This is a genomic window from Paenibacillus tianjinensis, assembly GCF_017086365.1.
GTDB lineage: Bacteria > Bacillota > Bacilli > Paenibacillales > Paenibacillaceae > Paenibacillus_AQ > Paenibacillus_AQ tianjinensis.
On record NZ_CP070969.1, the window covers coordinates 166710 to 192930 of the forward strand.

The 26221-nt window shown below is 51.0% G+C and carries 22 protein-coding genes, 1 tRNA gene, 1 other RNA gene and 1 riboswitch; of the genes, 22 read left to right on the top strand and 2 right to left on the bottom strand.

The window, feature by feature from the left end:
* The first annotated feature begins 65 nt into the window (after window positions 1-65).
* The 12 genes from trxB (at window position 66) to JRJ22_RS00890 (ending at window position 12365) form a co-directional block, all read left to right on the top strand.
* The gene (trxB, locus tag JRJ22_RS00835; RefSeq protein WP_206102728.1) at window positions 66-1019 is read left to right on the top strand and encodes a thioredoxin-disulfide reductase; all 954 of its coding nucleotides are present in this window, start codon (window positions 66-68) and stop codon (window positions 1017-1019) included.
* A gap of 75 nt (window positions 1020-1094) precedes the next feature.
* A riboswitch (TPP riboswitch) is annotated at window positions 1095-1201 on the top strand.
* A 120-nt stretch (window positions 1202-1321) separates the two neighbouring features.
* Window positions 1322-3007 carry a phosphomethylpyrimidine synthase ThiC gene (gene thiC / locus JRJ22_RS00840; RefSeq protein WP_206102729.1) on the top strand — a complete coding sequence of 562 codons (1686 nt, stop codon included), beginning with the start codon at window positions 1322-1324 and terminating at the stop codon, window positions 3005-3007.
* 188 nt (window positions 3008-3195) lie between these two features.
* Window positions 3196-3423: a DUF1858 domain-containing protein gene (locus tag JRJ22_RS00845; RefSeq protein ID WP_206102730.1), complete on the top strand. Its 228-nt coding sequence runs from the start codon at window positions 3196-3198 to the stop codon at window positions 3421-3423.
* A gap of 30 nt (window positions 3424-3453) precedes the next feature.
* A complete protein-coding gene (locus tag JRJ22_RS00850; protein WP_206102731.1) occupies window positions 3454-4713 on the top strand; it encodes a DUF438 domain-containing protein in 1260 nt (419 codons plus the stop codon).
* A 325-nt stretch (window positions 4714-5038) separates the two neighbouring features.
* Window positions 5039-5989 (top strand): ROK family glucokinase, encoded by a 951-nt coding sequence (locus JRJ22_RS00855; protein WP_206102732.1) that lies wholly within the window; start codon window positions 5039-5041, stop codon window positions 5987-5989.
* A 46-nt stretch (window positions 5990-6035) separates the two neighbouring features.
* A complete protein-coding gene (rapZ, locus tag JRJ22_RS00860; protein ID WP_206102733.1) occupies window positions 6036-6935 on the top strand; it encodes an RNase adapter RapZ in 900 nt (299 codons plus the stop codon).
* A gap of 57 nt (window positions 6936-6992) precedes the next feature.
* Complete coding sequence (locus JRJ22_RS00865; RefSeq protein WP_206104925.1) at window positions 6993-7928, top strand: gluconeogenesis factor YvcK family protein; 936 nt, start codon at window positions 6993-6995, stop codon at window positions 7926-7928.
* Between the two features lie 36 nt (window positions 7929-7964).
* Window positions 7965-8894 (top strand): DNA-binding protein WhiA, encoded by a 930-nt coding sequence (gene whiA / locus JRJ22_RS00870; RefSeq protein WP_054943369.1) that lies wholly within the window; start codon window positions 7965-7967, stop codon window positions 8892-8894.
* Window positions 8895-8991: 97 nt separating this feature from the next.
* Window positions 8992-9261, top strand: coding sequence for an HPr family phosphocarrier protein (locus tag JRJ22_RS00875; protein WP_019914358.1), 270 nt, complete (start codon window positions 8992-8994; stop codon window positions 9259-9261).
* 204 nt (window positions 9262-9465) lie between these two features.
* Entirely contained in the window at window positions 9466-10224 is a 759-nt protein-coding gene (locus JRJ22_RS00880) for an SIMPL domain-containing protein (RefSeq protein WP_206102734.1), read from the top strand.
* A 288-nt stretch (window positions 10225-10512) separates the two neighbouring features.
* Window positions 10513-11613, top strand: coding sequence for a PdaC/SigV domain-containing protein (locus tag JRJ22_RS00885; RefSeq protein ID WP_206102735.1), 1101 nt, complete (start codon window positions 10513-10515; stop codon window positions 11611-11613).
* A gap of 110 nt (window positions 11614-11723) precedes the next feature.
* Window positions 11724-12365, top strand: a complete 642-nt coding sequence (locus JRJ22_RS00890; RefSeq protein ID WP_206102736.1) for a GDSL-type esterase/lipase family protein — start codon at window positions 11724-11726, stop codon at window positions 12363-12365.
* A gap of 98 nt (window positions 12366-12463) precedes the next feature.
* Here the strand turns inward: JRJ22_RS00890 and clpP are convergent, their stop codons facing one another.
* Together clpP and JRJ22_RS00900 are read right to left on the bottom strand one after the other, a co-directional pair.
* Window positions 12464-13060 (bottom strand): ATP-dependent Clp endopeptidase proteolytic subunit ClpP, encoded by a 597-nt coding sequence (gene clpP, locus JRJ22_RS00895; RefSeq protein WP_036690083.1) that lies wholly within the window; start codon window positions 13058-13060, stop codon window positions 12464-12466.
* A 192-nt stretch (window positions 13061-13252) separates the two neighbouring features.
* A tRNA-Arg gene (locus tag JRJ22_RS00900) sits at window positions 13253-13327 on the bottom strand.
* Window positions 13328-13658: 331 nt separating this feature from the next.
* Here JRJ22_RS00900 and JRJ22_RS00905 point away from each other — a divergent pair.
* From JRJ22_RS00905 to ssrA, 10 genes are all read left to right on the top strand, one after another.
* Window positions 13659-14711, top strand: coding sequence for a sugar-binding transcriptional regulator (locus JRJ22_RS00905; RefSeq protein ID WP_206102737.1), 1053 nt, complete (start codon window positions 13659-13661; stop codon window positions 14709-14711).
* A gap of 116 nt (window positions 14712-14827) precedes the next feature.
* Window positions 14828-15838, top strand: a complete 1011-nt coding sequence (gene gap, locus JRJ22_RS00910) for a type I glyceraldehyde-3-phosphate dehydrogenase (RefSeq protein WP_206102738.1) — start codon at window positions 14828-14830, stop codon at window positions 15836-15838.
* Window positions 15839-15948: 110 nt separating this feature from the next.
* On the top strand, window positions 15949-17130 hold the full coding sequence (locus tag JRJ22_RS00915) for a phosphoglycerate kinase (protein ID WP_206102739.1): 1182 nt from the start codon (window positions 15949-15951) through the stop codon (window positions 17128-17130).
* Window positions 17131-17158: 28 nt separating this feature from the next.
* Window positions 17159-17914, top strand: a complete 756-nt coding sequence (gene tpiA / locus JRJ22_RS00920) for a triose-phosphate isomerase (protein WP_206102740.1) — start codon at window positions 17159-17161, stop codon at window positions 17912-17914.
* A gap of 2 nt (window positions 17915-17916) precedes the next feature.
* Window positions 17917-19461 (top strand): 2,3-bisphosphoglycerate-independent phosphoglycerate mutase, encoded by a 1545-nt coding sequence (gene gpmI, locus JRJ22_RS00925; RefSeq protein WP_206102741.1) that lies wholly within the window; start codon window positions 17917-17919, stop codon window positions 19459-19461.
* 59 nt (window positions 19462-19520) lie between these two features.
* A complete protein-coding gene (eno, locus tag JRJ22_RS00930; RefSeq protein ID WP_068721706.1) occupies window positions 19521-20807 on the top strand; it encodes a phosphopyruvate hydratase in 1287 nt (428 codons plus the stop codon).
* A gap of 213 nt (window positions 20808-21020) precedes the next feature.
* Complete coding sequence (gene secG / locus JRJ22_RS00935) at window positions 21021-21254, top strand: preprotein translocase subunit SecG (protein WP_206102742.1); 234 nt, start codon at window positions 21021-21023, stop codon at window positions 21252-21254.
* Window positions 21255-21498: 244 nt separating this feature from the next.
* Entirely contained in the window at window positions 21499-24399 is a 2901-nt protein-coding gene (rnr, locus tag JRJ22_RS00940; RefSeq protein ID WP_206104926.1) for a ribonuclease R, read from the top strand.
* Window positions 24400-24581: 182 nt separating this feature from the next.
* On the top strand, window positions 24582-25061 hold the full coding sequence (gene smpB / locus JRJ22_RS00945) for an SsrA-binding protein SmpB (RefSeq protein ID WP_206102743.1): 480 nt from the start codon (window positions 24582-24584) through the stop codon (window positions 25059-25061).
* A 200-nt stretch (window positions 25062-25261) separates the two neighbouring features.
* Window positions 25262-25626, top strand: a transfer-messenger RNA (tmRNA) gene (gene ssrA, locus JRJ22_RS00950).
* Window positions 25627-26221 lie beyond the last annotated feature (595 nt).

Consider the following 26221-nt stretch of genomic DNA (forward strand, 5'->3'; position numbering starts at 1 on the left):
CATGGAAGCCCCCACAGCCGTTTCTTCAAAGTAAATAATCACCCACTTGTAAGGAGGCCAATGTGATGTACAAAACAATTGTAATCGGAACAGGCCCGGCAGGGCTGACTGCCGCAATTTATTTGGCACGTGCCAACCTTAACCCGCTCGTAATTGAAGGCTTGCAGCCGGGAGGACAACTAACAACGACGACAGAAGTGGAGAACTTTCCGGGCTTTCCTGAAGGCATTCTTGGACCCGACCTGATGGACAACATGCGCAAGCAGGCTGAACGTTTCGGTGCAGAGTTTAAGAACGGCTGGGTCGATTCTGTGGATTTCTCGCAGCGGCCTTTCAAAGTAACCGTGGATGGGCTTGGTGTACTGGAGGCAGAGTCGGTTATTATCTCTACCGGGGCTTCGGCAAGATATCTGGGTATCCCCGGCGAGCAGGAGAATGTGGGGCGCGGGGTCAGCACATGCGCTACCTGTGACGGCTTCTTTTTCCGCGGCAAGAAAATTATTGTTGTCGGCGGCGGAGACTCCGCGATGGAGGAAGCCAGCTTCCTGACCCGCTTTGCCTCAAGTGTAACCCTGGTGCACCGCCGCGAGGAGCTGCGCGCTTCGAAGATTATGCAGGACCGGGCGCGTGAGAACAGCAAGGTGGCCTGGGCGCTTAACCGTACACCGCTGGAAGTGACCGTTAGCGACACGGGAGTCAAAGGGCTGACTGTGCGCAACAATGAGACAGGTCTGGAAGAACTGCTGGAAGCGGATGGTGTGTTCGTGGCAATCGGGCACACACCGAACACGGCATTCCTGGGCGGACAGATTACGACGGATGCTAACGGGTACATTGTCGTCAACCCGGGCACGACCGAAACGAACATTCCGGGCGTCTTTGCTTGCGGAGACGTGCAGGATACCCGTTACCGTCAGGCGATCTCTGCAGCCGGAACCGGATGCATGGCAGCTATGGATGCCGAGAAGTTCCTGGAAGGCACCATGGTGCATGATTGGAGTGAAACGCTGGATAAATGAGGATGAACCCTCGCCTTTACATCCAGCCGTTGACAGAGTATATCCGGGTAGAGTAGATTTAATGTAATTTAATAAGATGCCCACTAGGGGAGCCTGAATTGGCTGAGACGGAGAAAGTGAATTTCCGGACCCTTGAACCTGATCTGGATCATACCAGCGTAGGAAAGTGGAGCCGGACTTTTATTTCGTATAGCCTTCTTTGGCTGTTCCCAGATAAAGCCGCTCCAGGTGGAGCGGCTTTTTTGCTGCATATTCTTATTCAAAGACCACGTGTGAACACACCAATCTGAGGAGGAGAAACAATGGCAGGAACAGTGAAGCAGGAAAACGTAAATCTTTCGGTATTTCCGGGGAGCCGTAAAGTTTATGTAGAGGGTTCACGCCCGGACATCCAAGTCCCGATGCGTGAGATTAGTCTTACCCCTACAAGGGGAAGCGCCGGCGAAGAAATGAATGCGCCAGTGCGTGTGTACGATACGAGCGGGCTATATACCGATGACTTTGAACAAACGGATATACGGAAAGGCCTGCCGCCTCACCGGTTAGCCTGGATTGCAGAACGCGGCGATTCGGAGGAGTACGAGGGAGCAGCCCCGCAGGATGAGGGAAAAGGAAATGCCGCGGCCTGCGTGACAGAGACCTTTCCGGGATTGCAGCGGCGGCCTTTAAGAGCGCGTCCAGGTACCAATGTAACCCAGCTGCATTATGCACGGAAGGGAATCATTACCCCGGAGATGGAATATATTGCGATCCGCGAGAACATGAGTCCTGAATTTGTGAGAGACGAGGTAGCTGCCGGGCGTGCAATCATACCTGCTAATCTCAACCACCCGGAAAGTGAGCCGATGATCATCGGCCGTAATTTCCTGGTGAAGATTAACGCCAATATCGGCAATTCAGCAGTATCATCCTCTATCGAAGAGGAAGTGGAGAAAATGAGATGGGCCACCCGCTGGGGGGCAGACACCATAATGGATCTCTCCACCGGTAAAAAAATTCATGCCACCCGTGAATGGATTATCCGCAATTCTCCAGTACCGATCGGCACCGTTCCAATTTACCAGGCACTTGAAAAGGTAAACGGTAAGGCTGAAAATCTGACCTGGGAGATATACCGCGACACCCTCATTGAACAGGCGGAGCAGGGTGTGGACTACTTTACCATTCATGCCGGAGTGCTGCTGCGCTATATTCCGCTTACGGCCGGACGAATGACCGGGATTGTCTCCCGGGGCGGGTCCATTATGGCCGCCTGGTGTCTTGCCCATCATCAGGAGAGTTTCTTATATACGCATTTCGAGGACATTTGTGAAATTATGAAGACCTACGATATCGCCATTTCGCTGGGCGACGGACTGCGGCCGGGATCGATTGCCGATGCCAATGACGAAGCCCAGTTTGCTGAGCTGGAAACGCTGGGAGAGCTTACGGAAATTGCCTGGAAGCATGATGTTCAGGTTATGGTGGAGGGTCCCGGGCATGTGCCAATGCATAAAATCAAGGAAAACATGGATAAACAGCTGGACATCTGCCGGGAAGCCCCTTTTTATACACTGGGCCCGTTAACCACGGATATTGCTCCAGGCTATGACCATATCACCTCAGCAATTGGCGCTGCCATGATCGGCTGGTTCGGAACGGCGATGCTCTGTTATGTGACCCCCAAAGAGCATCTGGGACTCCCTGATAAAAATGATGTGCGCGAAGGTGTGATTACCTACAAAATCGCTGCCCATGCAGCCGATCTGGCCAAAGGGCATCCGGGTGCCCAGGACCGTGACAATGCGCTGTCCAAAGCACGGTTTGAATTCCGCTGGCGCGACCAGTTCCATCTGGCGCTCGATCCGGAGCGGGCACTGGAGTATCACGATGCGACTCTTCCCGCAGAAGGGGCCAAGACGGCGCATTTCTGTTCGATGTGCGGTCCGAACTTCTGCAGCATGCGGATTTCCCACGGCATTCAAGAATCAATGAACCAGCTCACCTAACAGGTGAAATACTAGGCTGTCTCCCAGGCTGTAAAAGGCTGAGGGAGACGGCCTTTTTTTGTCCGGAGTTGTGGTTCAGAGGCTGGGAAGCTTCTTTTTATACTTAGTGATTGCAATCACTATTGTCTTGTATGGCCTATGCTAAGCTGTTGTTGAGAAGAATTCTCACTAAAAAAGGAATGGTACACATGAACAAAGTGCTGAGAATGGATGAATCCATATTCGAGCTGGTAAGCCGGCATCCTGAGGTTACCGGCATTATGGTGGAGCTGGGGTTTCATGATATTGCGAAGCCGGGGATGCTGCAGACAGCAGGCCGGTTCATGACCCTGTCGAAGGGAATTAAGCTGCGGAGAATGGACCCGGATACCGTGCGGCAGACTTTTCAACGCCATGGGTTCGAGGTTCTTGAATAGAGCAAACCATAATGATAAGGAGAGATACCAATGAGTGAACTGATCAATAACCGTGAAGTGGACGTACCGGAACAGACCCGCCGCCAGGCGATGCTGAAGGAGATCATTAAAGAGCTGCACGCCGGTAAAAGTGTAGAGGAAGTCAAAGCGCGTTTTGCGGAAGCAGTGGGCGATGTGACGGTGGCGGAAATTTCGGCAATGGAACATTCGCTGATGACAGAGGAGGGCATTCCGGTAGCAGAGGTGCAGCGGCTGTGTTCGGTGCATACGGCCATCTTCAAGGGCTCGATCGAACAGATTCACCGTTCCACGAAGCCGCAGGAGCAGCCAGGCCATCCGGTGCACACCTTCAAGCTGGAGAACCGCGAAATTGAGCGGCTGGTGAACTTCCGTCTGGAGCTGCATGCCGGCAAGTTTCTGAAGAATGACAGCGAGGAGATCATCTTTAAGCTGCTGGAGGATCTCAGCCTGCTGCTGGATCTCGACAAGCATTACAGCCGCAAGGAGAATCTGCTGTTCCCTTATCTGGAGAAGTACGGGATTTACGGTCCGACTAAGGTAATGTGGGGAGTCGATGACGGCATCCGGGCCATGATCAAAGCAGCCAAAGCGGCACTCAGCCCATACAGCGGTAATAAGGAAGAGATTGGTGCCCAGTTAGCTGAAATCATCAAGGAAGTAAACGAGATGATCTTTAAGGAAGAGAATATTCTGCTGCCCATGGCGCTCGATAAGCTGACCGAAGACGAATGGGTCAAAATCGCCCGGGAAAGTGACGAGATCGGCTTCTGCCTGACCTCACCGGAGCAGGAGTGGATCCCGGAGCGTGCTGCTGAGCCGGAAGGAGCCGCTGTGCAGGAAGAATCTGCAGGCGAAAGCCCGCAGGGCTTTATCCGCTTTGAAACAGGCCTGCTCTCGCTCCATCAGCTGGAGACTGTGCTGAACCATCTGCCGGTGGATTTAACCTTTATTGACGAAAATGACGTTGTCCGTTATTTTTCACATGGTAAAGAACGGATCTTCGCCCGGACCAAGGCCGTTATTGGCCGTACGGTTCAGAACTGTCATCCTCCGCAAAGCGTACATGTGGTAGAGAAGCTGCTGGAGGACTTCAAGGCAGGACGCAAGGATGCAGAGGATTTCTGGATTGCTATCAAGGATAAGTTTATTTATATCCGTTATTTCGCTGTCCGCGATGAAGCGGGCCGCTACATGGGGACACTGGAATTTACCCAGAATATCGCCCCAATCCGCGCGCTGGAAGGCCAGAAACGGATATTGTCGGAATAAGGCCACAACTTTACAGAAGTACAAAAGGTGCGGTGCATGACAGATCGCGCCTTTTTGTGCACTTTATGAGCGGAAGAATTCATTTGGGGTTAAAGAGCCTGACCGGATGAACAGGTCATAGATTCAGGTGATAGCGCATACAACGTTAATATGACTGGGGAGGGCCTTGCAAGTGTTCTCTTAGACCTGTCCGGATTTGATTATTCTGTGCTTGGGACAAAGGATACACCCGGGTGTGTCGTCATTCCTTGACCGCAGGGAAGGCTTCTATTATAGTGGGTACGTAGGATTAACTATTTTAGCATAGAAAAAGGTGGCTTGTTACATGTCTGAACTTATCTACGTTGGCGTGGATTTAGGTGGAACCACGATTAAAGTTGGAATCTGCAATGCCGAGGGAACCCTGCTTCACACTTTTGAGGGACCTACGGGGACTGCAGATGGCGTTGATGCCGTTATCGATAATATCGAGAAGTATGTGCGCCAGATTGTGGAAGAATCCCCGTACTCTTGGGAACAGCTTGCCGGTGTAGGAGCAGGCCTGGCCGGATTTACGAATATTCGTGAAGGAATCATCATTCTTGCGCCTAACATAGGATTTAGAGATGTGCCGATCCGTTCTATTCTGGAAGGACGCCTTAACAAGCCAGTCAAAATAGACAATGACGCCAATGTGGCTGCACTGGGCGAGGCCTGGAGCGGCGCAGGACGCGGCATCGAGAATTGTGTCTGCTATACGCTGGGAACCGGTGTCGGCGGCGGGATCATCATTAACGGCAAGGTATACCAGGGCTTCGCCGGTCTGGCCGGAGAGCTTGGCCACATTTCCGTTGTGCCTGATCTGGAAGCCATTCAATGCGGCTGCGGCAACATGGGCTGCCTGGAAACCGTATCCTCTGCTACCGGCATTATCCGCATGGCTAATGATGCTGTAGCCCGCGGAGACCGCACCTCGCTCTCCATGGTGGAGAAGATTGCTGCGAAGGAAGTATTTGATGCTGCCAAGGCCGGCGACGAAGTAGCTCTGCGCATCGTTAACCGTGCAGCATTCTACCTGGGTAAATCGATGGCTGCAGTAGCGGCGGTGCTCAATCCGGAAGTGTTTATCGTTGGCGGCGGGGTTTCTAAAGCTGGTGACATTCTGTTTGATGAGGTTCGCCGTGTGTTCGCCAAGCTGGCTCCTGAACCGCTGCAAAAGGGCGTGACCATTGTACCGGCCGAGCTTGGAAATGATGCGGGGATTATTGGTGCAGCAGGTCTGCTGCTGCGTTCTTAATAGACTGGAATTATTCATATACTATTCTTAGGGAGGGGACGCTTTCATGACCGAATTGGAGCAATCCGGAGCGGCTAGTGCCACCCTGATCATTATTACGGGCATGTCGGGTGCAGGCAAAACCATTGCTGTACAAAGTCTGGAGGACCTGGGGTTCTTCTGTGTCGATAATCTGCCGCCGGTGCTAATTCCGAAGTTCGCCGAGCTGATTGAGCAGTCGAAGGGGAAGATCGCCAAGGTAGCGCTTGTAATTGATTTGCGGGGGCGGGAGTTTTTTACGGCTTTATCAGAATCGCTGACCTACATCAAGAACGAGTCAACGATCGGCTGCGAAATTCTGTTCCTGGATGCCACGGATTCCGTGCTGGTGCAGCGCTACAAGGAGAGCCGGAGGCATCATCCGCTGGCTCCGAAGGGCATGCCGCTTGACGGCATCCGCCTGGAGCGCCAAATGCTGGAGGAACTGAAGAATTCGGCTACTCTCTGTCTGGACACAAGCAGTATGAAGCCTGTACAGCTTAAGGAGAAGATCGTTTCAAGATTTTCTCATCTTGGAAAAAGTACACTCTCCGTTAACATTACTTCGTTCGGATTCAAGTATGGTATTCCGATTGATGCAGACCTCGTGTTTGATGTTCGCTTTTTGCCTAATCCGCATTATGTGGATCAACTGCGGCCCAAGACTGGCCAGGACAACGATGTTTACGAATATGTAATGAAATGGCCTGAAACGCAAGTTTTTCTGACCAAGCTGCTGGATATGCTTCATTTCCTGGTTCCCCAGTACCGTAAGGAAGGCAAATCCCAGATTATTATCGGCATCGGTTGCACGGGCGGCAAACACCGCTCAGTAGCGATTGCAGAGTACCTGGGCAAAATGCTGGGAGTCAGTGAAACGGAGACGGTAGCGGTCAGCCATCGGGATTCCGAGCGTGATCGGCATTAACGAGAGAAGGGGTCAATTGTGGCTGAAGAACAAGACAAACGTCCGCGTATCGTCGTTATGGGCGGAGGTACGGGACTCTCTGTCATGCTTCGCGGATTGAAGGAAAAGCCGCTCGATATCACAGCGATAGTGACTGTGGCAGATGACGGAGGCAGCTCCGGGATTCTGCGGAGCGAGCTGCAGATGCCGCCTCCGGGTGACATCCGCAACGTCCTGACAGCCATGGCGGATGTAGAGCCGCTGATGGAACAGATTATGAAATACCGCTTCAGTACCGGAGAAGGACTGGCCGGGCATAGCCTCGGCAATCTGATTCTGGCGGCGCTTACGGACATCTCCGGTGATTTTGTCACCGCTGTCCGTGAGCTTAGCCGGGTATTCGCCGTCCGCGGACGGGTACTGCCCGCCGCGGGGGATGCCGTGGTGCTGCACGCCGAAATGTCTGATGGTACCATTATTACCGGAGAGTCCAAAATACCGGAAGCCGGAGGCCGGATCAAACGTGTCTTTTTGGAGCCGGCTGATGTGGAACCGCTGCCGGAGGCGCTGGAGGCGATCCGGAATGCGGACGCCATTCTTTGCGGGCCAGGCAGCTTGTATACGAGTATTCTGCCCAATCTGCTCGTACCGAAGCTGGCAGAAGCCGTTGTAGAGTCTGACGCGATTAAAATCTTTGTCTGCAATGTGATGACCCAGCCCGGAGAGACAGACAATTACACCGTAAGCGACCACCTTCAAGCCGTGTATGACCATATCGGCCTGCATTTGTTCGATTATGTGATTGTCAACGACGGGGAGATTCCGGAGCAGGTCCAGGTCAAATATGCTGAGAAGGGCGCACGCCCCGTGCTGCTTGACCGGGATGCACTCGACGGCAACGGATACAAGGTTATTGCGGATAAGCTGGTATTATTTAAGACCTATTTAAGGCATGATACGGATAAGCTCAGTCATCATATCTACCAGCTGGTAGAGGACTGGATATCCAGATAGATTCACGGTTTAATGAACATGAAAGAGGTGAGCCCCTTGTCTTTTGCGGCCCTTACCAAAAAAGAGCTGACGATGGTGGAGAGCCAGCCATGCTGCGAGAAGGCAGAGATGTCAGCGCTGATCCGGATGAACGGTTCTGTGCAGCTTTCGAGCAAAAAGGTGGTTCTTGATATCTCGACGGAGAACGCCGCGATTGCAAGGCGGGTATATTCTTTGCTTAAGAAATATTACCAGGTCCATATCGAGCTGCTCGTGCGTAAAAAAATGCGTTTGAAGAAGAATAACGTCTATATTGTCCGAATTCCAAACCGCGTGCAGGAAATCCTGAAGGACCTGCGGATTGTCTCCGAAGGCTTCATCTTTACCGACGGGATCGATGAGGAGATCGTCGGAAAGAACTGCTGCAAACGGGCGTACCTCCGTGGAGCCTTTATGGCCGGCGGATCGGTGAACAATCCCGAGGGTTCCTCCTACCATTTGGAAATCGCTTCCATGTATGAAGAGCACTGCAAAGCACTGGTGGAGCTGGCTGGTGAATTTCACCTGAACGCCCGTTGCATCGAGCGCAAGAAAGGCTTTATTCTATACATTAAGGAAGGCGAGAAGATCATCGAGTTCCTGAGCCTGATCGGTGCGCATCAAGCGCTGTTCAAGTTTGAGGATGTGCGGATTATGCGCGATATGCGCAATTCCGTAAACCGGATCGTTAACTGCGAAACGGCTAACCTGAACAAAACGATTAGTGCTGCGGTACGGCAGATTGAGAACATTAAGCTGCTGCAGCGCGAGGTGGGTCTGGAGAGTCTGCCGGATAAGCTCCGTGAGGTTGCGGAAATCAGACTGGCACATCCGGACATTAACCTCAAGGAAGTGGGCGAAATGCTCAAGGGAACGGTCAGTAAATCGGGAGTAAACCACCGTTTACGCAAAATTGATGAGCTGGCGGATAAAGTCCGCGGAGGCTGATTATTTTTTTTCTAGTGTGGATGCGGTTATAATGATATAATATTATAAAATTAATGTGAAATTTTTGGGCAGATCTCAAATAGGGGGTAAGCGTTTCATGACAAAGCACCCGGTAGTTGTACGGTTGAAGACGGGGCTCCACGCTCGGCCGGCAGCATTGTTCGTGCAAGAAGCCAACAAGTTTTCGTCGGAGATTTTCGTGGAAAAAGACGATAAAAAGGTTAACGCCAAAAGCATCATGGGCATTATGAGCCTGGCGATCAGTTCCGGCACGGAGATTTATATTAGCGCGGATGGCGCCGATGCGGATCAAGCTGTAACCGCTTTGACAAGTCTTGTTAGTAAGGAAGAACTGGAGAACCAATAAGATTTCTACCCAGATTTCTTATTCTGTATGACAAAAAGCCCTTCGGGGCTTTTTTTATTTGCACGGGTATGCCAACCAACAGTTTTAAGGAAATAATAATTTAAAAATTAAGTTCCGCAAGTGCGGCAACAGATGCAACTTTTACCAAACAGGCCCGTCTAGAGGGTACCAAACATTAATAAGAATTGAAAGGGGATAACAAGCATGAAGAAATGGGGCAAATCATTCGGAGCGGTGCTGCTGGCAGGAAGTTTGATTGTAGGGGGGATGGGGCTTAGCGGAGTGTTTAAAGGTCCTGAAAAGGCTTACGCGGCTGAGGATATTCAAAGAAATATTGTCAGCGTAACAGGTAAGGGCGAACTGGCCATCAAGCCGGATATCGTATATCTGTCGATTGGTGTGACTTCGTCTGCAGAAACGGCACAGGATGCGCAAAAGGTTAACGGAGCCAAAATCGCCAAGCTGACCTCTTTGCTCAAGACCACCTGGGGCATTGCCGACAAGGATATCCAGAGCACACAATTCAGCGTACAGCCTAACTACACCTATAGTGAAAAAGACGGACAGCAGGTGAAAGGTTATATCGCACAGCACACCCTGCAGGTAGCTTACCGTGATCTGGCCAAAGTGGGCGCTCTGCTGGATGCTGCTTCCACAGCGGGTGCGAACAACATCGGTAATGCGCAGTTTGCGATAGAAGATCCTTCGGCATTTGAAGCTCAGGTCATTGAAAAAGCGATGGCAAATGCCGATGCAAAAGCGGCCGCAATTGCTAAAGCAGCTAAGCGCAGTCTCGGCTCGGTTGTTACGGTTATCCAGAACGATGACGGCAACCACCCGGTCATTTACATGGAGAATGCAGCCATGAGTAAAGCAGCTGCGGATACAGCCGGCGGGACTTCGGTAGAGCCTGGTGAAGTTAAGGTTTCCACACAGCTTAACGTTGTTTACGAACTGAAATAAGAAACAGAAGATGGGAGGCTCTGCTTCTGCCGCTTACGGCGCAGCAGGGCCTCTTTTTCAGCTTACTCAGGCCCCCTGTGAGATATGAAATCTCTCATTTTGTTTAAAGAATTGTAACAAGACCCTTTAAAATGGCTAAGAAAACTTAAGAAACTGTAAGCGTCATTGTAACAATAGTGGCTTCTGTTTTCACTATAATGGTATGAGCGGGCCGGGACCGTTAAGCTTCCGGGTCAAAGGGAATTACAACAAAATCAATCATCGTGCCAGCGGAAGGGGAAATCATTCATGAATATTATATCGAAGGAACAAGCCCGTAAATGGGCTGCAGGATTGATGGCAGCAGGTATGCTGCTTGGCGGAGGCATATTGCCGGCCGGGACCAGTGAGGCAGCAGTGGCCAAACCGGTAGCTAAGGCGGAGCAAACGCAGGTCGTGCTGAAATGGAACGGAAACATTACACAGCAGACCGGGATTTATAGCGGCGGAAAGGTATGGGTACCTGTCAGCTTCCTGCGTGATAGCCTGAACATGCCAGTATCGTATGATAAGGCAGAAAAGATTTACTCGATTGGCAAAGGAAACACGCTGACCAAACTGATGGTTTCGGATTACGGCATTTCCATTTCAGTGAATAATTATTTCCTTGGAGATTATGAAGGAAAAAATATCAATAACCGCCTGTATGTTCCTTTCGACCTGCTGACCGATTATCTCGGTTACAAGGGGGATTGGAATGCACCCTCGGGCCGGCTCAATGTAATGAAGCAGGTGCAGAATGCGATCACCATTAAGACGGAGAGCTTCATTAAGGAACGGGAAGATGCGCCCATCAAGCTGGATTATCCGCAGGTGAGCGGCCTGGAGAATGCCGAGGCCCAGAAAGCGATCAATGATACAATTAAACAGACGATCCTAAAGTTTGCGGCAGATGCCGAGAATCAAATCGCGAACAAATCGGAGGATGACCGGCCGTACGAATTTGAGGGCGGCTATGTGGTTACCTACAATCAGAACGGTGTACTCAGCCTTGTCACACAGCAATACGGTTATACCGGCGGGGCCCATGGAATGACCTACCGCAACGCCTTCACCTTCTCGCTGAAGGATGGTAAACGCCTCCTGCTGGGTGACCTGTTCGGTGCTAACCCTAATTATAAAAAAGAGCTGAACGCCAAGCTGACCAAGCTTTTAAAAGCTGATGGAGGGTATCTCGGCGGATTCGCCGGGCTGAATACAGAAAAATATTTCTACTTGAAGGAAGGCAAGGTAGTCTTATTCTTCCAGTTATACGAGTATACAGCTTATGCTGCCGGGTTCCCCCAGTTCACCTTCACCTTTAAGGAAATGCTGCCGGATGGAAGCAGCCCGTTTGCAGCCCTGAAGTAACGGTAATCAGAAGCTCCGCCAATGCGGGTTATAGGTATCCCGCCGTTCCCCGGTACCGGCTCCATTCATAAGCTAAACAAAGAAAGCAGCTTAGTGGATGGGAGGGAAATATGATGAGCTATCAGTACACCGCTATTGGTGATTCCCTGACGACGGGGTTTGGAGCGCTGCCCGGTAACGGATTTGTTCCGGTTTACCGCAGAATGGCGGAGGCGCGCCTGCGTACGCCCATCCGCTTAACCAATTTAGGCGTAAATGGGCTGACAACAGACGGGCTGGAGCAGCGTCTTAAAGCGGATTACAACTTCCGGCTGGCGGTCAGCGATGCGGACCTGATTACGATATCGATCGGCGGCAATGATCTGATCAAGGCCGCTAAGGCGGCAGGCACCCGCCCAGGTGATCTGTCGCCGCTGCTCCAGAAGGCGCTGCGCAATTGCAAACGGAACATCAGTGACATTATGAGTACGTTATCACAGCTCAAGGCAGGTATGCCAAGGCCCTATATCATCCGCATGGTCGGACTGTACAATCCTTATCCGCAAATTGATGAAGCTACGGACTGGGTCCGGCAATTCAACCGGTATACTGCTGGATACAGCAGCCGGGTCTTCGGGTTTGCCTCCATCTATAATGAGTTTGCCGGCAATGAACGCGGCCTGCTGTTTATTGATCATATTCACCCGAACGGGAAGGGGTACCGGGTTATTGCAGACAAACTGGATGGCCTGGGGTATGGCCGTTTGGGGTAGGTTTGCTTAATGTATAGGCATCAATTAATTGATAGAACTGCACAAAAAGGCTGCCGGGGCCCTTTAGGGTCCCGGCAGCCTTTTTGCTGTTGCTTCTGTTACACGCCTGTTGGCAATGTCTTCTCGATGACTTTATCGACAATACCATATTCAGCTGCATCGGCAGCACTCATGAAGTAGTCGCGGTCGGTATCCTTCTCAATCTTCTCCAGCGGCTGGCCGGTACGCTCGGACAGGATGCGGTTCAGCTTCTCGCGCAGCTTGATGATGCGGCGGGCGCGGATTTCGATATCCGAAGCCTGGCCTTGGGCACCGCCAAGCGGCTGGTGAATCATAATTTCGCTGTTTGGCAGCGCAAAACGTTTGCCCTTGGCACCGGCGTTCAGCAGGAAAGCTCCCATGGAAGCGGCCATGCCCACGCAGATTGTGGAAACATCCGGTTTAATGTACTGCATTGTATCAAATATAGCCATGCCTGCCGTGATGGAACCGCCGGGGCTGTTCACATACAGGTGAATATCCTTATCCGGATCTTCAGCCGCCAGGAATAGCATTTGTGCGATGATGGAATTGGCAACCACGTCATTGACCTCTGTTCCAAGGAAAATGATGCGGTCCTTCAGCAGGCGGGAATAGATGTCATAAGCGCGCTCGCCGCGATTGCTCTGTTCTACTACCATAGGGATATAACTCACGTGGAAAACCTCCTTGAATTGGCTATTCGAATGTGTTCATTTTTACTGTTACCGTATTAACCACATGATAAACAAATTCAAACAAAAAGTCAAAGAAAGTCAAACTTAGTTTCAAAAAAAAGAGCCATCAAGTGGCTCTTTGGTTAATTAACAGTATGACGACTGCTAAATTATGTACAAATAAGTAAATAATGGCGCGCCCGCCAAGAATCGAACTTGGATCTCAGGCTTCGGAGGCCTACGTCATATCCATTGGACCACGGGCGCAACAAAAATTATTATAATACATTTATTGTACAAATGCAATGGATCAGCGTCAGTGTTCAGAAAATATCTTTGCCGGCATACAGCGACAAGGTATAGCCCTACCAGAAACAGGCCTAGACCGGGCATTTCTGTGCCTTCAACCCTGCTTTCGGGTCTTTCCATGCCTTGTTAGATGTATAAGATGAACAGTGGTTGAGAATTATACTCTCGGATGACTTGCACTCCGCGTAATATTTGGTTAGAATATGAGTGGGACTTAAAAAGTTAGCCCGGGACATTTTGAGACCACGAACAAGGGAATAGAGAAAGACGAAGTTGCAGGAGTGAAAGCATGCGCAATTTATTGGAAATCCAAAAGCAGCTTCTGCCGGATCTCATGGAAACCCTTAAGAGACGTTACACGATTCTACATCAGATCATGCTGTCCGATATTATTGGGCGCAGAACGCTGGCTGCCTCGCTGGATATGACCGAGCGTGTGCTGCGTGCCGAGACGGATCTTCTGAAATCGCAAGGGCTCATTGAGATCGAGAGTGTCGGCATGCGTATTAGCGATGCCGGTCGCAGAACGCTTGACCTGCTAGAGCCGATCGCCAAGAGTCTGTTTGGCCTGGATGATCTGGAAGAGAAGATTCGCTCAACGTATGGTCTTAATAAAGTAATTATTGTGCCCGGAGATTGCGAGACATCGCCGTTCACGAAGCGTGAGCTGGGACGTGCAGGTGCGAAGGCATTTCTCGGAGTGCTGCGCAGCGACGATACCATTGCCGTAACAGGCGGCTCTACATTAGCTGAGATGGCCGATCAGCTGACCTTGCCCTTATCCCTTTCCTATAAGAATGCATGGGTTGTCCCTGCACGCGGAGGACTTGGAGAGAGCATGGAAATTCAGGCGAATACGATTGCTTCAACAATGGCTAAGCGGATCGGGGCGAATTACCGTCTGCTGCATGTGCCGGATCTGCTCAGTGAGGATGCTTACCAGTCTCTGGCGCATGACTCGAACATTGGGGAGATCGTGCAAATCATCCGCAGATCGCGTATTATTGTTCATGGAATCGGTGATGCCATTGAAATGACCCGCCGCCGCAAGCTGGATGAGACGACAGTCTCAGAGATCCAGGCAGAGGGCGCGGTTGCCGAATCGTTCGGCTATTATTTTAACGAAGCTGGCCAGGTTGTCCATACCATGCTTACGATGGGGCTCCGATTAGAGGATATCATCCGTACGGAAGTTGTTGTCGGTATAGCAGGGGGCAAACGCAAGGCCAAAGCAATCCACGCAATGCTGCGATTCGGGCAAGAGGACATTCTTGTTACAGATGAGGCTGCTGCCGTCGAAATCGGCAAAGACATCGACAAACAGTTGCAGCAAGTTCTATAGCTTCCAGGATATGGGGAGCGCCCGCAGTTATTTTGCATTATACTTAACATTGTTGTCTTGACGAGCTTCACGGCTTGTCTTGAATAAATAAAACGAAATCTAGGAGGAACTATTCAATGAGTGTAAAAGTTGGTATTAACGGTTTTGGACGTATTGGACGCCTTGCATTCCGCCGTATTCAAAATGTAGAAGGTATCGAAGTGGTAGCAATCAACGACCTGACTGACGCTAAGATGCTTGCTCATTTGCTTAAATATGATACAACTCAAGGTAAATTCCAAGGTGAAGTTGAAGTTCATGACGGATTCTTCAAAGTAAACGGCAAAGACGTTAAGGTTCTGGCTAACCGCAACCCTGAAGAACTTCCTTGGGGAGAGCTTGGCGTAGACATCGTTCTGGAATGCACAGGTTTCTTCACAACTAAAGAAGCTGCTGAAAAACACCTTAAAGGCGGAGCTAAAAAAGTAGTTATCTCTGCTCCAGCTACAGGCGACATGAAAACTGTTGTTTACAACGTAAACGATGACATCCTTGATGGTTCTGAAACAGTTATCTCCGGCGCATCTTGCACAACTAACTGCCTGGCTCCAATGGCAAAAGTTCTGAACGACAAGTTCGGTATCGTTGAAGGCCTGATGACTACTATCCACGCTTACACAGGTGACCAGAACACTCTTGATGCTCCACACGCAAAAGGCGACTTCAGACGTGCCCGCGCTGCTGCTGAGAACATCATCCCTAACACTACCGGTGCTGCAAAAGCAATCGGTCTGGTTATCCCAGAACTGAAAGGCAAACTTGACGGTGCAGCACAACGTGTGCCTGTAGCGACTGGTTCCCTGACTGAGCTGGTAACTGTTCTGGATAAGAATGTTACTGTTGAAGAAATCAACGCAGCTATGAAAGAAGCTTCCGATCCAGAAACTTACGGCTACACTGAAGATGAAATCGTATCTTCCGACATCAAGGGTATGACTTTCGGTTCCCTGTTCGATGCAACACAAACTAAAGTCCTGACTGTTGGCGACAAACAACTGGTTAAAACCGTTGCTTGGTACGACAATGAAATGTCCTACACTGCACAACTCGTTCGTACTTTGGAAAAATTCGCAAAACTTGCTCAGTAAGACTGATTTAATATAAGCAGCATTTATAGAGCGGAAACAGAACTTCCTTGTTTCCGCTCTTTCTAAATGGGATTCGCATGAACCAATTTTGGGTGTGGAGGAAACTAATCATGAACAAAAAAAGCGTCCGTGATGTAGAAGTAACAGGCAAACGCGTATTCGTACGCGTAGATTTCAACGTGCCAGTGGAAGACGGTAAGATCACTGATGATACCCGTATCCGCGAAACACTTCCAACGATTAAATACCTGATCGAGAACGGTGCAAAGGTCATTCTGGCCAGCCACATGGGCCGTCCGAAGGGTCAATTCGTTGATTCCATGCGCCTTACCGGTGCTGCTGTTCGTTTGTCCGAGCTGCTCGGCAAACCGGTAGCCAAAGCTGATGAAGCTGTGGGTGATGCAGTGAAAGCACAAATCGCTGAACTGAACAATGGCGATGTGCTTGTGCTTGAGAATGTCCGTTTCTATCCGGGTGAAGAAAAGAACGATCCTGAACTGGCTAAGCAGTTCGCAGAACTGGCTGACCTGTTCGTCAACGACGCATTCGGCGCGGCTCACCGTGCACATGCTTCGACTGAAGGAATCGCTCACTTCCTGCCGGCTGTATCCGGTCTGCTGATGGAGAAAGAATTGTCCGTACTGGGCAAAGCTCTGTCCAACCCTGAGCGTCCTTTCACTGCCATCATCGGCGGTTCCAAGGTTAAGGACAAAATCGATGTTATCGACAACCTCTTGAACCTGGCTGACAATGTTCTGATCGGCGGCGGCCTTTCCTATACATTCACCAAAGCTCAAGGTTATGAAATCGGCAACTCGCTGGTAGACAACGATAAAATTGATGCTGCTCTCGGATTCATTGAGAAAGCTGAAAAATTGGGCAAAAACTTCGTGCTTCCGGTTGACGTTGTAGTTGCTGACAAGTTCGGCGCAGATGCCAACACCAAAATTGTAGATGTAACTGAAATTCCTGAGGGCTGGGAAGGTCTGGACATCGGTCCTAAGACTCGTGAAATCTATGCTGATATTATCAAAAACTCCAAGCTGGTTGTCTGGAACGGTCCTATGGGCGTGTTCGAAATCGACATCTTTGCTGAAGGTACAATTGCCGTAGCGAAGGCTTGCGCAACAACTGAGGGTTATACTGTGATCGGCGGCGGAGATTCCGCAGCTGCAGCTGAGAAATTCCACCTGGCTGACCAAATGGATCACATCTCCACAGGCGGCGGTGCATCCCTGGAGTTCATGGAAGGTAAGGCACTTCCTGGCGTAGAGGCACTGAACGACAAGTAAGACGCGAAGAAGGAGGCAATTCAAGATTATGAGCAGAACACCTATTATTGCGGGCAACTGGAAAATGTTCAAAACTGTTCCGGAAGCCGAAGGTTTCATCGCTGAAATCAAAGGCCAAGCAGAAGTAGAAGGCGTTGAAACTGTTATTTGCGCTCCTTTTACTAACCTGCCTGCTCTGGTTGCAGCGGTTAAAGGATCAAGTATCAAAATCGGTGCACAGAACCTGCACTTCGAAGATAACGGAGCTTATACTGGCGAGATCAGCGGCGTAATGCTGAAGGATCTTGGCGTAGACTACGTGATCATCGGCCACTCCGAGCGTCGTGCTTATTTCGGCGAAACGGATGAAATTGTGAACAAAAAAATGCATGCGGCCTTCCGCCACGGCATTACTCCTATTGTATGTGTCGGCGAAAAGCTCGAAGAGCGCGAAGCTGACCAGACTAAGGATGTTTGCAAGGTTCAAACCGAAGCGGCATTTGCCGGTTTGAGTGCTGAACAAGCAGCTCAAGTGGTTATTGCTTATGAGCCTATCTGGGCTATCGGAACAGGTAAATCCTCTACTTCCCAAGATGCCAACGAAGTTATTGCTTACATTCGTACCCTTGTAAAAGGCCTGTACGATGAAGCAACAGCTGAAGCTGTTCGTATCCAGTACGGCGGTAGTGTGAAGCCTGAGAACGTAACGGAGTACATGAGTCAAAGCGACATCGACGGCGCTCTTGTCGGCGGTGCCAGCCTGCAGCCTGCTTCCTTCGTTTCACTCGTTGAGGGGGCGAAATAAGGATGTCAGCTCCAAGACCTGTAGCTCTAATCATCATGGACGGTTTCGGATTGCGGAATACAGCTGAAGGCAACGCGGTTGCCCAGGCTAATAAGCCCAACTATGACCGTTACCTGAAACAATATCCGAACACTACGCTTACCGCTTGCGGCGAAGCTGTAGGTCTGCCTGAAGGACAAATGGGCAACTCGGAAGTGGGTCACCTTAACATCGGCGCAGGCCGGATCGTATACCAGGATCTGACCCGTATCGACAAGTCGATCCGTGACGGGGAATTCTTCGAGAACGAAACGCTGGTTGCTGCTGTAAGAAGCGCTAAGTCTACCGGCAAAAAGCTTCACCTGTATGCACTGGTCTCCGACGGAGGCGTACACAGTCATATTAATCACCTGTTCGCCATGCTTGATCTGGCCAAGAAAGAAGATATGCACGAAGTGTATATCCATGCTTTCATGGACGGACGCGACGTACCTCCTGACAGCGGACAGAAGTTCGTTCAGGATCTCATCGCGAAGATTGAAGAAGTGGGTGTAGGTAAAATCGCTACAGTATCCGGACGTTACTTCGCGATGGACCGCGACAAGCGCTGGGAACGTGTAGAGAAGGCTTACCGTGCTATGGTATATGGCGAAGGCCCTAAATATACCGATGCTCTGCAGGCGATCACTGGATCCTACCAGAATTCGGTATATGATGAATTCGTTGAGCCAAGTGTTATCGTGGACAGCAATGATAAGCCGGTTGCGGTAGTGGAAAGCGGCGACTCCGTCGTGTTCCTGAACTTCCGTCCTGACCGCGCGATTCAGCTGTCGCAGGTATTCACCAACTCCGATTTCCGCGGTTTCGACCGTGGTCCCTTGTTCCCGCAGGGTCTGCACTTCGTATGTCTGACTACGTTCAGCGAAACGGTGCAAGGCTATGTGGCGTACTCGCCGAAGAACCTGGATAATACCCTGGGTGAAGTGCTTGTACAGAACAACAAGAAGCAGCTGCGTATCGCGGAAACTGAAAAGTACCCGCACGTAACCTTCTTCTTCAGCGGCGGACGCGATGAAGAGCTTCCCGGCGAAACCCGTATCCTGATCAACTCGCCAAAAGTAGCAACCTATGACCTGAAGCCTGAGATGAGCGCATACGAAGTGGCGGCGGCCTGCGTTGCGGAAATCGAAGCGGACAGACAGGATGCGATTATCCTTAACTTTGCGAACCCTGATATGGTTGGACACTCCGGCATGCTGGAGCCTACCATCAAGGCCGTTGAAGTAACAGATGAATGTGTGGGTAAAGTTGTGGATGCAGTTGTTGCCAAAGGCGGCGTGGCAATCATCATTGCCGACCATGGTAATGCGGATATGGTCTTTGACGAGAACGGTCGTCCGTTCACGGCTCATACCACGAACCCGGTTCCTTTCATCGTAACGACTGAGAATGTTGTTCTGCGCGAATCCGGTATCCTTGCCGATGTGGCACCGACAATCCTTGATCTGATGGGACTCCCGCAGCCTGCGGAAATGACCGGACAATCCATGATTGCCAGCCGTAAATAAGCAAGACCCTAAGCAATCTAATGAATACCAAAACCCTATTTAAAAGGAGATTAACTTACATGACTATTATTTCTGATGTATATGCACGCGAAGTCCTTGACTCCCGCGGTAACCCTACTGTAGAGGTTGATGTTTATCTGGAATCCGGCGCTAAAGGCCGCGCTATCGTTCCTTCCGGCGCTTCCACAGGCGCTCATGAAGCTGTTGAGCTTCGTGATGGCGACAAATCCCGTTACATGGGCAAAGGCGTTCTGAAAGCTGTTGAGAACGTAAATGAAATCATCGCTCCAGAAGTAATCGGTATGGACGCTCTTGACCAAGTGGGCATCGACAAATTGATGATCACTTTGGATGGAACTCCTAACAAAGGCAAGCTGGGCGCTAATGCAATCCTGGCTGTATCCATGGCCGTAGCTCGTGCAGCTGCAGCAGCTTTGGATATTCCTTTGTATGTATACCTGGGCGGATTCAACGCTAAAGCACTGCCAGTACCAATGATGAACATCATCAACGGTGGTGAGCATGCTGACAACAACATCGACGTTCAAGAGTTCATGGTTCTGCCAGTAGGCGCTCCAAGCTTCAAAGAAGCTCTTCGTACAGGTGCTGAAATCTTCCACAACCTGAAATCCGTACTGCAGTCCAAAGGCCTGAACACAGCTGTAGGTGACGAAGGCGGTTTCGCTCCAAACCTTGGTTCGAACGAAGAAGCAATCACTACAATCATCGAAGCGATTGAAAAAGCTGGTTACAAACCAGGCGTTGACGTATTCCTGGGTATGGACGTTGCTTCCACCGAGTTCTACAAAGACGGTAAATACACACTTGCTGGCGAAGGTAAATCTTACACTTCCGCTGAGTATGTAGACCTTCTGGCTTCATGGGTTGAGAAGTACCCAATCATCACCATCGAAGACGGTATGTCCGAAGACGACTGGGAAGGCTGGAAATTGCTTACTGAAAAATTGGGCGACAAAGTTCAATTGGTTGGTGACGACCTGTTCGTTACAAACACTGAGCGTCTTGCTACAGGTATCGAAAAAGGTATCGGTAACTCCATCCTGGTTAAGGTTAACCAAATTGGTACATTGACTGAAACTTTCGATGCTATCGAAATGGCTAAACGCGCTGGCTACACTGCTGTTATCTCCCACCGTTCCGGTGAGTCCGAAGACAGCACAATCGCTGATATCGCTGTAGCTACCAATGCTGGCCAGATCAAAACTGGTGCTCCTTCCCGTACAGACCGTGTTGCTAAATACAACCAATTGCTTCGCATCGAAGACGAACTGGGTGAATTGGCTCAATACAACGGCCTGAAATCCTTCTACAACCTCAAAAGATAATATCTTCTGATATTAGCTTCATAAGAGCCTGCCGCTTTTCGGCAGGCTCTTTTTTTGCTTTTCTGGATATAGGGTTCTTCCATTTATAGATAGATTCGTAGCAAGAAGGTTGTATTCGCTGGAGCGCTATGATAAAATAAAAATGCTGTTTATGAAATCGTGAAATTAAAATTAGCATAGATAGTGATGCTTGGACGTAGGAGGTGGAAGTGAATGGATATCTTTTTGAAAGTATTGCTCCTGATTTTTTCCGTCGGTCTGATTGCGGTCGTTCTTCTGCAAAAGGGGAAAAGCGCAGGTCTTTCCGGTGCCATCTCCGGCGGTGCTGAGCATCTCTTTGGTAAAACTAAAGCACGCGGTATGGAACTCGTACTTCAGCGTGTAACAGTCGCATTGGCGGCTGGATTCTTCATCATGTCGATCATCGTTGCCATCGTCATTGACTAAATTGCATACACTAAGCCTTCGCTCTGTTCTGGATGGAATGGGGCGGGGGCTTTTTTGTTATGAAAATTTATGAATGCTTTAACCTTCTGATGATCATAACAGGGATGGTCGGGATTGATTTCGTGTATACTAGGGTATGAGTATATATAGGTAAAATTTACTTGAATGATTTCGGGCAGTAAAGGACAAGACATACATATATGCCAGCGGCATACGAATGCTGCGGAGGGCCGAGGTGACGTACTTGATAACACAGGAAATATTACTTGATTACATGCGGGAAACCGCTTATAAGCCGCTAACTTACGATGAATTGGTAAGCCACTTTGCATTAGAGGACAGCGCTTCGTTTAAGGCGTTTGAGGACTTGCTGGTCGAGCTCGAACAGGACGGCCGGATTGTATTGACCCGGAACAGCCGCTATGGCGTACCGGAGCGGATGGATTTGCTGCGTGGACGACTGCAGGCCCATGCGAAGGGTTTTGCTTTTCTGATTCCAGATGACCGCGACCATCCCGATGTATACATTCATGCCAACGATCTTAAAGGGGCTATGAACGGAGATATCGTCCTGATCCGAATCACGTCCAAGAGTCCGTCAGGCGGCCGCATGGAAGGTGAAGTAGTGCGCATCGTCAAAAGAGGCGTACTCCAGACCGTCGGTGTATTCCAAAGCCTGGAGACCTACGGATTTGTGCTGCCTGATGATAAGCGGATTAACCGCGATATTTTTATCCCGAAACAGTCCTTTAAAGGGGCGGTAGACGGTGAAAAGGTTGTCGTCCGTATCGTAAATTACCCAGAAGGCCGCTCTGCGGCAGAAGGCGAGATTATTGAAATACTGGGGCATAAGGATGACCCGGGCGTTGATATTTTGTCGGTCATCCGCAAGCATCAGCTGCCGGAAGCTTTTCCGGCTGAAGTGATGGCAGAAGCAGAGCAAGCGCCGGACTCCATTACGGAAGAAGAGATTATTCAGCAGGGCCGCCGTGATCTGCGCGGGCTTAACATTGTTACTATCGACGGCGCAGATGCCAAAGACCTTGATGATGCAGTCAATGTCGAGCGTCTGGAGAACGGGCACTATAAGCTGGGGGTTCATATTGCCGACGTGGGCTATTATGTGCGCGAAGGCTCGGAGCTTGATAAGGAAGCTTATGACCGGGGATGCAGCGTGTACTTGGTGGACCGGGTAATTCCGATGCTGCCGCACCGTCTGTCGAACGGGATATGCAGTCTTAATCCGCAGGTGGACCGGCTTACGATGTCTTGTGAGATGGAATTCAATGAGCATATGAAGGTCGTGAAGCATGATGTCTTTACGAGTGTGATCCGTACCAAGGAAAGAATGACCTATGCCAATGTCCGCAAAATCGTCGAGGATGAAGATCCAGAGCTGCTGGAGCGCTATAGCCCGCTGATTGAGGATTTCCGTCTGATGAAAGAGCTGGCGATGAAGCTGCGCGATGCGCGGATGCGGCGCGGGGCGGTAGACTTTGACTTTGAAGAGAGCAAGATTATCGTCGATGAAACCGGCAAGGCGATCGATATTGTAAAACGCGAGCGCTCCGTGGCTGAACAGATCATCGAGGAATTCATGCTGGCGGCCAACGAGACGGTGGCTGAGCATTTCCACTGGCTTAAGGTTCCGTTCCTGTACCGGATTCATGAAGATCCGGATCCGGAGAAGCTACAGAACTTCATGGCGTTTGCCGCGAACTTTGGCTATCATGTCAAAGGCCGGGGCAACTCGGTTCATCCGCGTGCGCTGCAGGACCTGCTGGAGCAGATTCAGGGCACGAAAGAGCAGACGGTTATCAGCACGATGATGCTGCGGTCGATGAAGCAGGCCAAATACGATGCGGAGAGTACAGGCCACTTCGGCCTCGCTGCCGAATACTATTCCCACTTCACTTCACCGATCCGCCGGTATCCTGACCTTGTTATTCACCGGGTCATGCGTGAGGTGCTTGAGAACGGCGGAGCCCTGACTGAGAAGCGGCAGGAATACTTGGCAACACGGATGCCGGATATCGCCCAGCAATCCTCAGAACGCGAGCGTGTGGCGGTTGAGGCGGAACGCGATACGGAGCAGCTGAAGAAGTGCGAGTTCATGCAGGATAAGGTAGGCGAGGAATTCGAGGCCATGATCAGCAGTGTGACCAGCTTCGGGATGTTCATCGAGCTGGATAACACCGTCGAAGGTCTCATACGTCTCAGCGCGCTGAGCGATGATTACTACCACTTCGACGAGGCCCATATGGCGCTCATCGGCGAGCGCACCTCCAAGGTGTTCCGCATCGGCGATGAGGTGAAGATCCGCGTTGCCAAGGTTAACATGGACGACCACACGATCGACTTCGAGCTGGTCGACATGAAGCCGCGCGCGGCAGGCGAGCACCGCAGCTATGGCGGCCGCGGCGGCAAAGGCGGCCGTCCGGGGGCCGGCGGCTTCGGCAAGCCGTCCGGCGGTAAAGCCGGCAGCGGCGGCAAGGGCCGCGGCGGGAAAGGCAAGCCCGGCGCTGCAGGCGGCGCGGGCAAGGGCAAGGCCGGCGGCGCAGGGAACGCCGGCAAACGCAAAGGCGGCGCGGTAGCGACCGGCGCCTGGGAGACAACGCCGCGCAATGATGCGGCGACCGGTGGCGGCGCACCCGCAGGTGCGCCTGCGCGCGGCAAGCGCGGGGGCGGCCCGGCTGAGGCTGCGCGCCGGGCCTTTGCCGCCCTGAACAGCGAAGCGGGCGGCAGCAGTGCGCCGCGTGAGCGCAGCGGCGGTGGGCGTGGCCGCGGCGGAGAGGCCGGAGGCGGTGCCGGGGGACGCGGCATCAGCTTCGGCTTCGGCTCCGGCAAGGGCGGCTACGGCGCGCCGACAGGCGGCGATGCCGGCAGCGGCGAGCTGCGCGGCGTTGATGCGAACACCCGGTTCAGCAGCCGGGAGGATCGCGGGTTCGAGAGCCGCGGCAGCGGCTCGGAAGGCAAGAACAAGGGCCGCCGCAAGAAGAACAAAGGCGGCCCCTTCATCGGCGCTTCGGTGACGCCGGGCAATGTGGAGACGTCGGATAACGTTTCTGCTAAGCGCAGCGACAACGGCAGCAACGCCGAAAGTGCGGTCCGCCGGAAGAAAAAGAAGAAAAAGCCTCAGGAATAGGCTGAGGGTGATAAATGGGCGCTATTCCCTGGAAGGGGAATAGCGCTTTTTTAGAGCTTACTGACATACATATGTCAAAATGCTTGGCAAACGTTAGGGGCTTACTTCCTTGCGTTCAGCGGATTCCTTTTGATACAATAAAGATCTGATGTTCGGAGAATAGAATTTAAGGAGTGACTTTCATGGGTAAAAAAGCAGACGGGAAAGTGCTCGCCCAGAACAAAAAAGCTTCCCATGATTATTACATTGAGGATACTTATGAAGCGGGATTGGTGCTGACCGGCACAGAGATCAAATCGCTGCGTAACGGACGCGCTAATATCGGGGACGCTTTTGCCACCATTCGTAACGGGGAGATTTTTGTGCACAACATGCATATTAGCCCGTTCGAACAGGGGAACCGTGCCAACCCTACCGATCCGACACGTACCCGCAAGCTGCTGATGCACAAGGAGCAGATCCATAAGCTGCTGGGGCAGTCCAAACGCGAGGGCTTTACGATCGTGCCGCTCAAGGTCTATGTGCGCAACGGCTACGCCAAGCTGCTGATCGGCCTCGGTAAAGGGAAGAAAGAATACGACAAGCGTGATTCGGCCGCCAAACGCGATGCACAGCGCGATATCCAGCGTGTACTGCGCGATAAGCAGAAGATCGCCAGGTAGCAGGGCCGGCGTTAGCCGAAGCCCAAAGTTCCAGATTGCTCCTGCAATTCCTTTAACCCACATGTTAAAGTGTTGATAAATGTGCTATACTGTGTAAGTAAAGCTTATTGCTTCAGAACAGCCTTCTTGATCAAGAAAGCTGTAGACCGGATCATTTCTTGCTCGCTGGTCCGCTTAATCCGAAGCGCCCTTTCTAATGAGGGGCCGTTCTTGGATTCGACGGGGGTAGTTCGAGCATGAGTAGCGAGTAGTGGGGACGCGTCCGCTTTATCAACGCTAAAGCCTATTAAACGGCAAACAACAAACAAACTACGCTTTCGCAGCCTAAGAAACTGTGTGCGTGCTTCTACCCTGCATCGCCCATGTGACAGGGATAGGGGCTAACTAGTAGTGGGATACGCCGCTTGGTCTCCGCCTGGGGTCAACGGAAGAAGATAATCAGGCTGACCCAACGTATAGCCGGTTACGGGGCGATACTCGGGTGACATCAAAACTGTGACTACACTCGTAGAAGCTTATGTGCCGTTATCTTCGGACAGGGGTTCGACTCCCCTCGGCTCCATATGGAGTATCAGTGAAGACACCTTAATCGGTGTCTTTTCTCATTTCAGCGGATGTTTTGGGCGATACATGGTGGTTAAAAAGCTTGCCACTACGCGGTTTCTGAGACTTGCTGTTAATGGATACAGTGAGTTTCACTGAGCCTATACGGAGACAGAAGGCATTGGCCGCCACGTAACCAGTGATAAATATGATCCCCTTCGGCGTGTGTTTTTGCCCCCCATGCCTCATCATCCTTACTTCGCTTCGTTAAAACAACTTCTCAAAGCTACCTCACTAAAGGCTCTAAAGTATCTCAGTTCTTCGATTACTCCTACTGCACTTGTTTTTTTTCCTAAACTGCTGAAGAGTATATTACTGTTCAATACTCCATAATACACAGGAGTGTTCATTTCATTGTGGACGTACACCTGCTAATGCTTGCTATTTTAGGATTCCAAATAAAAAAACATAATATTTTGCTTTAAACCAGTCGTTTTTCCGTTTTGGAGAAACGGCTATTTTTGTGCTGTATTTTCTATGTTTACCTGTTGAAAATGCTTACTACAAAATTGAAAATGAGAAAAATTTCCTGACCCCTCTAGGATAATTATAAAGAA

What these genes read in the sequence shown, in the direction of transcription:
- secG (WP_206102742.1), top strand. Translation starts at nt 21,021, where the DNA reads ATGGATATCTTTTTGAAAGTATTGCTCCTGATTTTTTCCGTCGGTCTG.
- JRJ22_RS00855 (WP_206102732.1), top strand. Translation starts at nt 5,039, where the DNA reads ATGTCTGAACTTATCTACGTTGGCGTGGATTTAGGTGGAACCACGATT.
- trxB (WP_206102728.1), top strand. Translation starts at nt 66, where the DNA reads ATGTACAAAACAATTGTAATCGGAACAGGCCCGGCAGGGCTGACTGCC.
- gpmI (WP_206102741.1), top strand. Translation starts at nt 17,917, where the DNA reads ATGTCAGCTCCAAGACCTGTAGCTCTAATCATCATGGACGGTTTCGGA.
- JRJ22_RS00850 (WP_206102731.1), top strand. Translation starts at nt 3,454, where the DNA reads ATGAGTGAACTGATCAATAACCGTGAAGTGGACGTACCGGAACAGACC.
- JRJ22_RS00880 (WP_206102734.1), top strand. Translation starts at nt 9,466, where the DNA reads ATGAAGAAATGGGGCAAATCATTCGGAGCGGTGCTGCTGGCAGGAAGT.
- gap (WP_206102738.1), top strand. Translation starts at nt 14,828, where the DNA reads ATGAGTGTAAAAGTTGGTATTAACGGTTTTGGACGTATTGGACGCCTT.
- JRJ22_RS00885 (WP_206102735.1), top strand. Translation starts at nt 10,513, where the DNA reads ATGAATATTATATCGAAGGAACAAGCCCGTAAATGGGCTGCAGGATTG.
- JRJ22_RS00865 (WP_206104925.1), top strand. Translation starts at nt 6,993, where the DNA reads ATGGGCGGAGGTACGGGACTCTCTGTCATGCTTCGCGGATTGAAGGAA.
- eno (WP_068721706.1), top strand. Translation starts at nt 19,521, where the DNA reads ATGACTATTATTTCTGATGTATATGCACGCGAAGTCCTTGACTCCCGC.
- JRJ22_RS00890 (WP_206102736.1), top strand. Translation starts at nt 11,724, where the DNA reads ATGATGAGCTATCAGTACACCGCTATTGGTGATTCCCTGACGACGGGG.
- thiC (WP_206102729.1), top strand. Translation starts at nt 1,322, where the DNA reads ATGGCAGGAACAGTGAAGCAGGAAAACGTAAATCTTTCGGTATTTCCG.
- smpB (WP_206102743.1), top strand. Translation starts at nt 24,582, where the DNA reads ATGGGTAAAAAAGCAGACGGGAAAGTGCTCGCCCAGAACAAAAAAGCT.
- tpiA (WP_206102740.1), top strand. Translation starts at nt 17,159, where the DNA reads ATGAGCAGAACACCTATTATTGCGGGCAACTGGAAAATGTTCAAAACT.
- JRJ22_RS00875 (WP_019914358.1), top strand. Translation starts at nt 8,992, where the DNA reads ATGACAAAGCACCCGGTAGTTGTACGGTTGAAGACGGGGCTCCACGCT.
- rapZ (WP_206102733.1), top strand. Translation starts at nt 6,036, where the DNA reads ATGACCGAATTGGAGCAATCCGGAGCGGCTAGTGCCACCCTGATCATT.
- JRJ22_RS00905 (WP_206102737.1), top strand. Translation starts at nt 13,659, where the DNA reads ATGCGCAATTTATTGGAAATCCAAAAGCAGCTTCTGCCGGATCTCATG.
- JRJ22_RS00915 (WP_206102739.1), top strand. Translation starts at nt 15,949, where the DNA reads ATGAACAAAAAAAGCGTCCGTGATGTAGAAGTAACAGGCAAACGCGTA.
- JRJ22_RS00845 (WP_206102730.1), top strand. Translation starts at nt 3,196, where the DNA reads ATGAACAAAGTGCTGAGAATGGATGAATCCATATTCGAGCTGGTAAGC.